The following is a 12,676-nucleotide window of genomic DNA, read 5'->3' on the forward strand; positions in this document are numbered from 1 at the left end:
ATAGTTTTTAATAAATTAAAACTCCTAATAGTTTTTCTACATCTTTTATATTTTTTTTATTTCGTTTAGTATAATCTTCTAATTGATCTTTTCCTATTTTATAAATATCAAAATATTTAGCTTCCTTTGATGCAAAATAAAGTCCACATACACTAGATGATGGTTCCATCATATAATTTTCAGTTAAAGATACTCCTATACTTTCCCCATTTAAAATATTAAATAATTTTTCTTTTTCACTATGATCTCTTAAACAAGGATAACCAAATGCAGGACGTATGCCTTGATATTTACCTTTAAGCAAATCATCTATTGATAAATTTTCATCTTCTGCATAACCCCAGTAAGTTTTTCTAACATTTTCATGAAGAAGTTCTGCAAAAGCTTCTGCAAGCCTATCTGCAAGAAGTCTTATCATTATTGCTTTATAATCGTCTCCTTTAGACTTAAAAATTTCTTCGTATTCTTTTACTCCAGTGCCGCAATTTACAATAAATCCTCCAATATAATCTGTTATTTTACTATCTTTTGGAGCTATATAATCTGAAAGACATCTATATATATTGCTATTATTTACTTCTTGCTGCCTTAACATATTAAAAGTTTCAAGAACTTCGCTTTTATCTTTAATATTATAAATTTCTATATCATCACCATTTGAATTTGCAGGGAAAATACCAAATACAGCATTGGCAGTTAATATATTCTCCTTTTCAATTATATCCAGCATTTTATTTGCATCTTCAAAAAGTTTTTTAGCCTCATTCCCATATTTTTCATCTTTAAGTATCTTAGGATAAACCATTCCCATATCCCATGCTGTATAAAAAAATGTCCAATCTATATATTTTCTAATCTCACTTATAGGAAATTTCTCTAATTTTTTAATACCTAAAAAATTAGGTGTTTTAATGTATGCATTTTCCCAATTAATTTTATATTCCTTTTCTCTAGCTTCTTTAATTGAAATTAATTTTCTTGATAATCCTAAATAATTTTCTCTTATTTTTTCATATTCTTTATTTATTTCTTCTAAATATTTATCTTTATTATCTTTATCTACTAATTTTCTTGCTGCCTCTACAGCTTTAGATGCATCAGTTGTATGAACAACACCTTTAGAATATTTAGGTGCAATCTTTAAAGCTGTATGAACTTTAGATGTAGTTGCTCCTCCTACCATAAGAGGAATATTAAATCCCTGTCTTTCCATTTCTTCTGCAACTTGTGCCATCTCTTCTAATGAAGGAGTTATAAGTCCGCTTAATGCTATTATATCAGCTTTTTCCTTTTTAGCAGTTTCAAGTATAGTTTCTGAGCTTACCATTACTCCCAAATCTATAACTTCAAAATTATTACATGCAAGTACAACAGATACTATATTTTTGCCTATATCATGAACATCTCCTTTTACAGTTGCAAATACTATTTTACCAGCACTGCTTTTATTGCCATCCTTCTCTTCTTCGATATATGGGAGTAAAAAACTTACTGCTTTTTTCATAACTCTTGCAGATTTTACCACTTGAGGTAAAAACATTTTTCCTTCTCCAAAAAGCTCCCCAACAGCTTTCATTCCATCCATTAATGGTCCTTCAATAACTTCAAGTGCTCTATCAAATTTAGTTATGGCAATATTTATATCTTCTTCAAGATATTCCATTATACCTTTAATAAGAGCATGTTTTAATCTTTCATTAACATCTAAGCTTCTCCAAGAAAGCTTATTCTCATTTTGAATATTTTCAGTTCCTTTAACTTTTTCTGCAAACTCTAAAAGTTCTTCTTGTGCATTTTTATGCTTATTAAGAATAACAGCCTCTACTTTCAAAAGGAGGTCTTTATCAATTTCGTCATAAATTTGTATCATACCTGGATTAACTATTCCCATATCTAAACCTGCATTTATTGCATGATATAAAAATACCGAGTGCATAGCCTCTCTTATAACATTATTACCTCTAAAAGCAAAAGATAGATTACTTACTCCTCCACTTACCTTTGCATAAGGAAGATTTTCTTTTATCCACTTTACTGCTTTAATAAAATCTACAGCATAATTATTATGTTCTTCAATACCCGTTGCAATAGCTAATATATTAGGATCAAATATTATATTTTCAGGTGGAAATTTAACTTTATTAACTAATAATTCATAGGCCCTTTTGCATATTTCAATTTTTCTTTCAAATGTATCTGCCTGACCTTTTTCATCAAAAGCCATAACAACTACACCAGCACCGTATTTTTTTATTATACCTGCCTGCCTTAAAAATTCCTTCTCTCCAGATTTTAAAGAAATTGAATTTACTATAGCTTTTCCTTGAATTGCTTTTAATCCTGTCTCTAAAACTTCAAACTTAGAAGAGTCAATCATAACAGGCACTTTTGCTATTTCAGGCTCACTGGCTAAAAGTTTTAAAAATATATCCATTTCCTTTTGAGCATCTAAAAGAGCATCATCAAAATTTATATCAATAATCTGTGCCCCATTTTCTACTTGATTTTTTGCTATGGATAAAGCTTCTTCATATTTTTTTTCTCTTATAAGCCTTGAAAATTTAGCAGAGCCTGCCACATTTGTTCTTTCTCCTATATTTATAAAGTTATTTTCTTTATTTATTTTAACAATATCAAGTCCACAATATACAGTTTCTCTAGTTAAATTAGGAATAATCCTAGGTTTAATGTCCTTAACAGCTTCATATATAGCCTTTATATGAGATGGTGTTGTTCCGCAGCACCCTCCTACTATATTTAAATGACCTTCTAAAGCTATTTCTTTTATATAAGAAGCTGTAACTTCTGGTATTTCATCATATTCACCTAGTGAATTAGGAAGTCCAGCATTAGGATGAAAACTTATATAAAGCCCTTGAGTTTTTGAAAGTTTTCTTATAAATGGAAGCAAATCTTTTGCACCAAACGAACAATTCAAACCTATGCTTATTATCCTCTCATGCTTTAAACTTTCTGCAAAAGCTTCTAATGTCTGCCCTGATAATATTCTTCCACTTTTATCTGCAATAGTTCCAGATATCATAATATTTAAATCTATTTTTTTTCTTGAAAGAACATTATCTGCTGCAATAATTGCTGCTCTGGCATTTAATGTATCATATATAGTTTCAATTAAAAGTATATCTACTCCTCCATCTACAAGACCTTCTATTTGCTCTTCATAAGACTCTAAAAGTTCATCAAAACTTACAGCTCTAAAACCTGGATTTTCTACATCAGAAGATATGGACGCTGATTTATTTGTAGGACCTATAGATCCTGCTACAAATCGAGGCTTTAAGCTATCTTTTAAACTATAAAAATCTGCCATTTCTCTTGCTATTTTTGCACCATAATAGTTTAAATCATAAATTTTATCTTCTAACCCATAATCTGATTGAGATATTCTATTAGAATTAAATGTATTAGTTTCTATTATATCCGCTCCTGCTTCTAAATAAGATTTATGAATATCTCTTATAACATCAGGCTGAGTTAAATTTAATATATCATTATTACCTTTTTGGTTAATTTTAACAGTTAAATTTCCTCTAAAATCTTCTTCACTTAAATTTAGTTTTTGTATAACAGTTCCCATAGCTCCATCTAAAATTAATATTCTTTTTTTTAAGCAATCTTCTATATTTAGTTTCACTTAAAAGCCCCCTTGTGTTTTAGTTAATATTATCCTTATATTCTAAAGCTTCTCTTATATTAGATATATTTTGAATAATTCTTCTTACTGTTTCTGGACGATTCATAGTATATAAATGAATTCCATCTATTCCCCAAGAGAGCAAATCAATAATTTGTTCAGTAGCATAAACAATACCTGCTTCTTTTAATGCTTGAGGGTTATTCTCATATTTAGCCATAATTCTTGAAAATTTAGCTGGTAAAGATGCTCCACTTAAAGAGATCATACGTTCAATTTGTTTTTTATTTGTAACAGGCATTATTCCAGCAGAAATTGGCACATTAATTCCTTTTTTATAAGCTAAATCAATAAATCTATAAAAACTTTCATTATCAAAAAAAAGCTGAGTTATAAGAAAATCTGCTCCTGAATCCACTTTTATTTTTAAATTTTCAATATCTTTTTCTAAACTGCTACACTCGAAATGCCCTTCAGGATAACATGCCCCACCTATACATATTTCATCATCTTTTTTTATGGACTTTATTAAATCACTTGCATATTTATACTGGCTTTTTTGAAATAACTCTTCATTAAAATTTTGAGGTAAATCTCCTCTAAGAGCCATAATGTTTTGAATATTATTTTCTTTTAATTCTTCTATAAATTTTTGAAGTTTTTCTTCTGTTAATGATATACAAGTTAAATGTGCTAAAGTCTCAATATAATATTTATTCTTTATTAATGATGCAATTTCTATAGTTTTATCTCTAGTGCTTCCACCTGCCCCATAGGTTACACTTATAAAATCTGGTTTTAAGTCTTTTAAAGATTCTATTGTATCATATATAGTGTCTACAGGACTTTCCTTTTTAGGAGGAAAAATCTCAAAAGAAATAATAGGTTTTTTCTTTTTATAAATATTTTTTATTTGCATTTTAGTGCCCCCTTTTTATATAAAAATAAACGCTACTTTCGGAAAGAAAAATAGCGTTAATTTCTTATTTTACTATTTCCCTTATCTCTCAGAAATAATACATCTCTGCTGGAATTGACACCTTTTGTCTTAAAATGACATAGGTTGTCGGGCTTCTTAGGGCCAGTCCCTCCGCCTCTCTTGATAAGAAAAGAATAATATTAAATTTTATGTTTATTTTAAATTAATACAGCAAAAATGTCAATGAATTTATTTTTATTCATATAAAATTTAATCATAAAATATATTTTTAATAAAATTATTATTTTACTAAATTATTTTTAATTTTTATGCTTAGTATCTATAAATGCAATTTCTCCATCTATTAAAACTAATTTAGTTTTAGCATAAATATCAAAAGGATGTTTGTTAAATACCACAATGTCTGCATCTTTACCTATTTCAATAGATCCTACTCTATGAGAAATACCAAGTATTTCTGCTGGATTTATAGTTATTGCTTTAAGTGCAGCTTCCTCATCTAATCCTGCTTTTACTGCTAATGCAGCACACATAGGAAGATAATGTACTGGTATTACAGGATGATCTGTCATTAAAGCTATTTTTACACCTGCTTTATATAAAGCTTTAGGAGTTTCAAAACTCAATTCTTTTAACTCAACTTTACTTCTAGTTGTAAGTGATGGTCCAACTATTGCAGCATATCCTTCTTTAGCAAGTTCATCTGCAATTAAATGTCCTTCTGTACAATGCTCTATAGTCATTTTAAGACCAAACTCATTAGCAATACGAATAGCAGTAAAAATATCGTCTGCTCTATGAGCATGAGCTTTTACATTTAGTTCTCCATTTACAACTGGTATTAAGCTTTCAAGTTTCATATCAAAATTTTCATTTTTATCTTTGTTTTTTATATAATTTTTAGTCTTAAAAAGATATTCTCTTAATATAGATGCTGTTGCCATTCGAGTTGATGGTGTTTGTTTTTTTGAATTATAGCATCTTTTAGGATTTTCACCAAAAGCAACTTTCATTGCTGCTGGTTCCTGAACTATCATATCATCTATTCTTTTACCTTTAGTTTTAATTGTTGCAAATTGTCCTCCTATAACATTAGCACTTCCAGGTCCTGTACATACACATGTTATACCATTTTCATAAGCTTCTTTAAAAGCTCTATCCATAGGATTAATTGCATCAATAGCCCTAAGCTGTGGAGTAACAGGATCCGTAATTTCATTCCCATCATCACCTTCAAAGCCAAGACCATCTTCCCACATTCCTATATGACAATGAGCATCGATTATACCAGGCATAACAAAACCGCCTTCAGCATCAAATATTTCACAATTTGAAGATACATTTATATTTTGCCCTACTTTTATGATTTTCCCTTTATCAATTAAGACTTCTCCATTTTCAATAATATCACTAGCCATAGTAAGAATTGTTCCATTTTTAATTAATAACATTTTAAGCCGTTACATAAAATCTACTATTTAGAGATTTATTCCTTATTCAATGCAACCTGTTTTGTCATAAGACTACTCCAGTTTGATATGTTGTTCCAAAGGCTTAAATCCTTGATTTTTAATGTTATTAGTTTTAGTAAATTTATAACGGTTTTCACCTTCCTTTCCTATTTGAACTTTTCCATCTTCATATTTCCTTGAAACTTATTTCTGCTTTCTTTTTAACTTCTTTAGTTTTATTAATGTTTTTAAATGATTTATCTATATTTGAAACTATTGTTAAATCTTTTAGTCCTATGTCTACTCCTATTGAAACATCTGTGTTTTAGGCTATAAGTTCTTCTTTTTCTATGCCTACATATATATACCAAAACTTATTCATGGATTAGTATATTTAACATTTATAGGTATTTGCTCTACTGTTTCAACCCAACATACAAATAAAAACTGTAACAAGATTATGTATTAATTTTTATCCCTCTAATAAAGCTAAAGCTACAGCTCCTATAACTCCAGCATCTTTTCCTAAAGCTGCTGGAACAATTTTGCAATATTCAGACATAGCTTTAAAACATCTTTTATCCACTACTTCTTGAACTTTATCAAAAACTATTTTACCAGCCTGTGCAACTCCTCCACCTATTACAACCATATCTGGATCAAAACTGGTTATAATATTTGCAACAGCTATACCTAAATAGTTTAAACTTTTATCTAATATGTCTTTAGATACTTTATCTCCTTTTTCAGCTTCTTTAAAAACTTCATATGAAGTAATGTTTTCATAATTTTTAAGTGAAGTTTCCTCTCCACTTTCTACAGCTTCCCTTCCTTGCCTTCCTATTGCAGTACCTGAAGCTAATGCCTCTGCACAGCCATAATTACCACAATTACATCTTGGACCATTAGGAAGCAGAGTTGTATGTCCAATTTCTAATGCATTGGATGTACTTCCTCTATATATTTTACCGTTTAATATAGCACCTCCACCTATTCCAGTGCTTACTGTTACATAAACCATATTGTTTGTCCCTTTTCCTGCTCCAAGCATATATTCTCCTATAGCTGCAACATTTGCATCGTTATCAAGATATGTAGGTATATTAAATTTTTCTACCAATGGTTTTACAAGCTGAAAATTTTTAAAAGGAAGATTTGGCGTAGTTATTATAACTCCAGTCTTAGCATTTAAAGGCCCCGGAGAACCTATTCCTATTGTTTTAATTTCACTGGAAGTTTTATTAGCTATCTCCATAACCTTTTCAATTACTTCAAATATTCTATTAAGTACAGCATTTTCACCTTCAGAAGCTTTTGTAGGTATAGTATGCTTACTTAGCACATTCCCATTTAAATCTGCAAGAGCACCACTTATTTTAGTACCACCTAAATCAATTCCTATTACATATTTTTTATCCATGACTTGCCTCCATATTTTTTTAATTTTCAAACATTATTATATCAAAAAACAAAGCATTTTTATATAGGAAAACAAATATAATGGGACTGCTATAAAAAATTTATTATAACAGTCCCATTATATTTATCCTTTAAATTCATCTCCTCTTCTATAAGCAGTTATAAAATATCTTCCGTCATCATCATGTCCGCCCTTCATTGCTACTTCAAGTCCATTATGATGTAATATATTTGTTATTATATCTACATTATGTGCATCTCCAGGGCCGATTGAAATAATAACTTTATCATTTTCTCCAATTATATTCATATAATCATTAATATTACTATAATCACTTAATCCTATAGGCCCATTGATTTCTAAACGGTATTCTGACATAAAATCTCTCCTTTAGCTTACAATATTTTCTCCTTAAATAACGCCATGATTATTTTTTGTATTATATTATAAAATATTCATTATTTTTTAACATAAATTTTTACTATACAGCGAAAATTTATGATATAATTTAAGTAAAAAAATATATATTATGAACATAATGTAATTTTTACTAAATGGAGGGATTTTTATGAATTCACTAAAGGGAACTAAAACAGCAGAAAATTTAATGAAAGCCTTTGCAGGAGAATCTCAAGCAAGAAATAGATATACTTTTTATGCTTCTGTAGCAAAAAAAGAAGGATTTGTACAAATATCTAATATATTTACAGAAACAGCTAACAATGAAAAAGAACACGCAAAAAGATTTTTTAAATTTTTAAATGAAAATGGACTTGCAGGGGATACAGTAGAAATTACCGCTAATTTCCCTGTTGCACTTGGAGATACAAAAACAAATTTACTTGCAGCTGCAAATGGAGAAAATGAAGAATGGTCTGATTTATATCCAAAATTTGCTGATGTTGCTGAAGAAGAAGGATTTGATACAATAGCTATTGCTTTTAGAAAAATTGCAGAAGTTGAAAAACATCATGAAGATAGATATAGAAAGTTATTATCTAATGTAGAAAATGATAAAGTATTTAAAAAAGAAACTTCTACTTTATGGAAATGCGGCAATTGCGGTTACATATTTGAAGGAGAAGAAGCTCCAAAAGTTTGTCCTGCTTGCTTACATCCACAAGGTTACTTTGAATTATTAGCTGATAATTTCTAAAAACAACAATTTAAATCTAATATTTCTTTAATTTTATAAATAAAAACCATGCATAAAAAGATTTTTTCTAATATATGCATGGTTTTTTAATTTATCTAAATATATTTATATGTCCACTTAAAAATTTATTGTTTTAATATATTATTATTCTTCCTTGTCCTTTTTAGCATTTTCTATTATTTTCAAAGCTTCATTAGCTGGAACTTCTTCATATCTTTCAAATTTCATTTTAAAACTTCCTCTTGCTTGAGTCATAGATTTAAGGTCAGTAGCATATTTAATCATTTCTGCCATAGGAACTTCAGCAATAATTTTTTGATATCCATTTTGTGGTTCCATACCAAGCACTCTTCCTCTTTTTTTATTTATATCTCCCATAACATCTCCCATATACTCATCCGGTATAAGTACTTCCACATGCATTATAGGTTCAAGTAATATAGGGTTTGCCGCTGCAAGACCTTTTTTGTATGCAAGAGAAGCAGCTACCTTAAATGCCATTTCAGATGAATCTACAGGATGAAAAGAACCATCATGAAGAGTAGCTTTTAGTCTAATAACTGGATATCCAGCTAAAACACCATGTTGAATACACTCTCTTAATCCTTTTTCAACGGCAGGTATATATTGTCTAGGTACAACTCCCCCTACTACTTCATCAACAAATTGCAAGTCATCTTCTTCATCTTCCCTTGGCTCAAATTTAATCCATACATCTCCATATTGTCCATGTCCTCCAGACTGCTTTTTATGCTTTCCTTGGACATCCACAGCCTTTTTTATAGTTTCTCTATATGGTATTTTAGGATTTTCAAGGATAACATCTACCCCAAATTTATTTTTTAATTTACTTGCTATTATATCAAGATGGGTTTCTCCAATACCCGATACTATCATTTCAGCATTTTCAACATCTCTTGAAATTTTAAAAGTAGGATCTTCTTCTAAAAGTTTAAAAAGCCCTGAAGAAAGCTTATCTTCATCCCCTTTAGATTTAGGCATAACAGCCATAGATATAGAAGGCTCTGGAAAATTAATTTTTTCAAAAGCAATAGGTAAGGCCATTTCACATAAAGTATCTCCAGTATTTGTATATTGCAGTTTAGCAACAGCACCTATATCACCTGCTATTATTTCTGAAGTAGGTATCTGTGATTTACCTCTTAAAAAATACATACTTCCAATTTTTTCTTGCTTGTCTTTTGTAGAATTATATACAATAGAATCAGTTTTAGCTTTACCACTCATAACTCTAAATAAAGACATTTTCCCAACAAATGGATCGGCTATAGTTTTAAATACAAAAGCTGAAAATGGAGCAGCCTCATCTATCTTAATTTCAACTTCATTATTATTTTTTATATTTTTAGCTTTTAACAATTCTATATTATTAGGTGATGGAAAACATTCAACTATATCTTCTAAAAGAGTTTCTATTCCTATTCCCTTTAACGCACTGCCACACATAACTGGTGCAATTTCTCCTTTTGAGGCACCATTTATAAGACCTTTATAAATTTCTTCATCGCTTAACTCACCTTCATTAAAATATTTTTCAAGTAAAACTTCATCTGTTTCTGCTACAGCTTCCATTATCATATTTTTACATTGGTCCACTTTATCTAAAATTTCATAAGGAATATCTTCTTCTAACATTTTGTTAGTTTTTGAATTAAATATTCTTGCTTTTCTTGAAATAACGTTTACAACACCTTTGAAATTTTCTTCACTCCCTATAGGATATTGAATAGGTACTACAGATATACCAAACTTTTCTTTTAAATCCTCCAATACTTTTTCAAAATTACTATTTTCTCTATCTAATTTATTTATAAAAAATGCTCTAGGCATTTTATTCTTATTTACATAATCCCAAGCTTTTTCAGTCCCAACTTGAATTCCAGATACTCCACATACAGCAATTAAAGCTATATCTGCAGCTTTTAATCCTTCTATCATTTCTCCTATAAAATCAAAATAACCAGGCATATCTAATAAATTAATTTTTATATCTTTCCATTCACAAGGTGCTACTGATGTAGCTATTGATATTTTTCTTTTTCTTTCTTCTAAATCATAATCACTTATAGTTGAGCCTTCTTCTATTTTTCCTGCTCTATCAATTGTATTAGTGTGAAATAATAAAGATTCTGTTAATGTAGTTTTTCCTGCTCCACTATGTCCTACAATTCCTACATTTCTTAAATTTTGAGTTTTGTATTCTTTCATAAGAAACTCCTGCCTTTCTAAAAATATAAATTTTTATATAATTTCAAAATTAAATTTTGTCATTTAAAAATTTTAAAAAATACTATAAAAGTAAATATATAAAATTTTATTCAACAACAGCTTATTAAATGAAATTATATAAATATTAGTTAAATAATCAACTATAAATTAGAGATAATTTATTTTAATTTATATATTTCTATATATTAAATATATATTCTATTTTTTTACTTTATTTCCTTTTTTATTTTAAACATAATTTTCAAAATAGTATGACTTTTCTTTAAACAATATTATATATAATAGAAATTTATATATCAATATATTTTCAAATAATTTCAATAATATATAAAAAATTATGGCAACTTCTTTTATTTGGAAATTGCCATGCTTTTAATTTCAATAGAAAAATAATATTATTAAAGTAAAATAATCTATAAATTAACTTCCATTATACAATTTATAATCATTATACAATTTATAATATTTAAAAATTTACCTATAATATAGTACTTAATTCTCAATAAAAATACTTTTTGTTAAGATAATCAATTTTTTCTATTTTTGAATAAAAACTTTATTATCAAATAAAAATTTATTTAGTAAAAAGTCCTTTTTCACAATATCCCTGTGAAAACCACCCACAATTAGAACAAATTCTTATAAAGTTTTCACGGTCTAATTTTTCCTTTAAAATTTTTAAAATACTTTTATAATGAAATACACTATTACTATTAATACCTAACAATTTTAGCACTTCATTATCCAAATAAGAAACTTTATATTCATCTTCACATAAACTATTTATTGTATTATGAGGACATGCTGAACAAATTACATCTGTTTTTGCTATTATTTTTATATAAGGATTATATTTAAGTGTCTTTATAACTCTATTCATATTATAAACAAATTCTCTATTATAACCATTCCCTACATAGCCTTGGATACATAATAAATGATGAGCTCTTAAAACTAACATTTTATCAAATTAGCCTTTAAAAGACTTACTCTAACTTTTACTCCAATTAAATATGCAATTATAATTTTTACTATATCCAAGGGAATAAAAGGAAGAGCTCCTACTAATATAGCTTTTTGAATTGTTATTTTAGTAATTATGGAAAGTTGAAGTACTCCAATAAAATAACAAACTATCAAAGAAAATAACAAGCCTAAAACTGTAATTATAAAAGATTGTTTTTTTTCTAAAATTTTACCTATAATAAATGCAATAATAGGATAACTTAAAATATATCCTCCTGTAGGACCGAGTATAAAATGTAACCCACCAGAAAAGTTAGCAAATACAGGTATACCTATTGTCCCTAACAGTACATAAATTATTTGAGACAAAGTTCCAAGCTTACTACCTAATATTATTGATGATATGTATACTGCAAATATTTGAAAAGTTATAGGAACAGGGCTAAAAGGAAGAGGTATAGAAATCTGAGCTAGTATTGCTGTTAACGCAGAAAATATAGCTACTGTACTCATTTCTTTAATAGAAAACTTTAAACTCATATTAACACTCCTTTTGATAATTGTTAACTTAACTTGCATATAAGGTTGACAATTAAAGTATATATTCCTATTATATATTTGTCAATGATAAATTTTAAATTATAAATATCTATTATAATTGATTTATTATAATCTCTTAATATATTGCAATTTCTGTTCATAACTGGACAAGAATAATTAAAAAAGCACCAAATAAAGCTTACTATAATATTATAAAAATTTTAAGACATTTTTATAATAATTGATAAAGAAATTTACTCTTGCATCATTAAAACTTACTCTACTTTCTATACTTTGC

10 protein-coding genes and 1 riboswitch are annotated in these 12,676 nt (G+C 28.0%); of the genes, 2 read left to right on the forward strand and 8 right to left on the reverse strand.

Annotation, left to right across the window (positions count from 1 at the left end; translation table 11 throughout):
* Nucleotides 1-7 precede the first annotated feature (7 nt).
* The 3 genes from metH to B5D11_RS08955 form a co-directional block, all read right to left on the reverse strand.
* A complete protein-coding gene (metH, locus tag B5D11_RS08945) occupies nucleotides 8-3,655 on the reverse strand; it encodes a methionine synthase (protein WP_078682697.1) in 3,648 nt (1,215 codons plus the stop codon).
* A 19-nt stretch (nucleotides 3,656-3,674) separates the two neighbouring features.
* Nucleotides 3,675-4,574 carry a methylenetetrahydrofolate reductase [NAD(P)H] gene (gene metF / locus B5D11_RS08950; RefSeq protein WP_078682698.1) on the reverse strand — a complete coding sequence of 300 codons (900 nt, stop codon included), beginning with the start codon at nucleotides 4,572-4,574 and terminating at the stop codon, nucleotides 3,675-3,677.
* Between the two features lie 78 nt (nucleotides 4,575-4,652).
* Nucleotides 4,653-4,764, reverse strand: a riboswitch (SAM riboswitch).
* A 130-nt stretch (nucleotides 4,765-4,894) separates the two neighbouring features.
* Entirely contained in the window at nucleotides 4,895-6,046 is a 1,152-nt protein-coding gene (locus B5D11_RS08955) for an amidohydrolase (protein ID WP_078682699.1), read from the reverse strand.
* Nucleotides 6,047-6,243: 197 nt separating this feature from the next.
* On the opposite strand from B5D11_RS08955, the gene B5D11_RS12980 reads away from it, so the two are divergent.
* Nucleotides 6,244-6,375 carry a hypothetical protein gene (locus tag B5D11_RS12980; RefSeq protein WP_278320347.1) on the forward strand — a complete coding sequence of 44 codons (132 nt, stop codon included), beginning with the start codon at nucleotides 6,244-6,246 and terminating at the stop codon, nucleotides 6,373-6,375.
* Between the two features lie 143 nt (nucleotides 6,376-6,518).
* On the opposite strand, the gene B5D11_RS08965 is transcribed toward B5D11_RS12980, so the two are convergent.
* Together B5D11_RS08965 and B5D11_RS08970 are read right to left on the reverse strand one after the other, a co-directional pair.
* A complete protein-coding gene (locus B5D11_RS08965; protein ID WP_078682700.1) occupies nucleotides 6,519-7,466 on the reverse strand; it encodes an ROK family protein in 948 nt (315 codons plus the stop codon).
* A 123-nt stretch (nucleotides 7,467-7,589) separates the two neighbouring features.
* Entirely contained in the window at nucleotides 7,590-7,844 is a 255-nt protein-coding gene (locus tag B5D11_RS08970; protein WP_078682701.1) for a hypothetical protein, read from the reverse strand.
* Nucleotides 7,845-8,034: 190 nt separating this feature from the next.
* Between B5D11_RS08970 and rbr the strand changes: the two genes are divergently transcribed.
* Nucleotides 8,035-8,622 (forward strand): rubrerythrin, encoded by a 588-nt coding sequence (rbr, locus tag B5D11_RS08975; RefSeq protein WP_078682702.1) that lies wholly within the window; start codon nucleotides 8,035-8,037, stop codon nucleotides 8,620-8,622.
* A 144-nt stretch (nucleotides 8,623-8,766) separates the two neighbouring features.
* Here the strand turns inward: rbr and fusA are convergent, their stop codons facing one another.
* The 3 genes from fusA to B5D11_RS08990 form a co-directional block, all read right to left on the reverse strand.
* A complete protein-coding gene (gene fusA, locus B5D11_RS08980; protein ID WP_078682703.1) occupies nucleotides 8,767-10,851 on the reverse strand; it encodes an elongation factor G in 2,085 nt (694 codons plus the stop codon).
* Nucleotides 10,852-11,446: 595 nt separating this feature from the next.
* Nucleotides 11,447-11,833, reverse strand: a complete 387-nt coding sequence (locus B5D11_RS08985) for a DUF1284 domain-containing protein (protein ID WP_078682704.1) — start codon at nucleotides 11,831-11,833, stop codon at nucleotides 11,447-11,449.
* A complete protein-coding gene (locus B5D11_RS08990) occupies nucleotides 11,827-12,378 on the reverse strand; it encodes a biotin transporter BioY (protein ID WP_078682705.1) in 552 nt (183 codons plus the stop codon). The genes B5D11_RS08985 and B5D11_RS08990 overlap by 7 nt, the downstream gene beginning before the upstream one ends.
* Between the last annotated feature and the right edge of the window lie 298 nt (nucleotides 12,379-12,676).

The organism is Clostridium sp. USBA 49 (assembly GCF_900167505.1).
In the GTDB taxonomy this organism is placed as follows: Bacteria; Bacillota; Clostridia; order Clostridiales; family Clostridiaceae; genus Clostridium_AT; species Clostridium_AT prolinivorans.

Excerpts from the sequence above, each read along its gene's own strand:
- metF (WP_078682698.1), bottom strand. The coding sequence starts at position 4,574 with ATGCAAATAAAAAATATTTATAAAAAGAAAAAACCTATTATTTCTTTT.
- B5D11_RS08955 (WP_078682699.1), bottom strand. The coding sequence starts at position 6,046 with ATGTTATTAATTAAAAATGGAACAATTCTTACTATGGCTAGTGATATT.
- B5D11_RS08965 (WP_078682700.1), bottom strand. The coding sequence starts at position 7,466 with ATGGATAAAAAATATGTAATAGGAATTGATTTAGGTGGTACTAAAATA.
- B5D11_RS08970 (WP_078682701.1), bottom strand. The coding sequence starts at position 7,844 with ATGTCAGAATACCGTTTAGAAATCAATGGGCCTATAGGATTAAGTGAT.
- rbr (WP_078682702.1), top strand. The coding sequence starts at position 8,035 with ATGAATTCACTAAAGGGAACTAAAACAGCAGAAAATTTAATGAAAGCC.
- fusA (WP_078682703.1), bottom strand. The coding sequence starts at position 10,851 with ATGAAAGAATACAAAACTCAAAATTTAAGAAATGTAGGAATTGTAGGA.
- B5D11_RS08985 (WP_078682704.1), bottom strand. The coding sequence starts at position 11,833 with ATGTTAGTTTTAAGAGCTCATCATTTATTATGTATCCAAGGCTATGTA.
- B5D11_RS08990 (WP_078682705.1), bottom strand. The coding sequence starts at position 12,378 with ATGAGTTTAAAGTTTTCTATTAAAGAAATGAGTACAGTAGCTATATTT.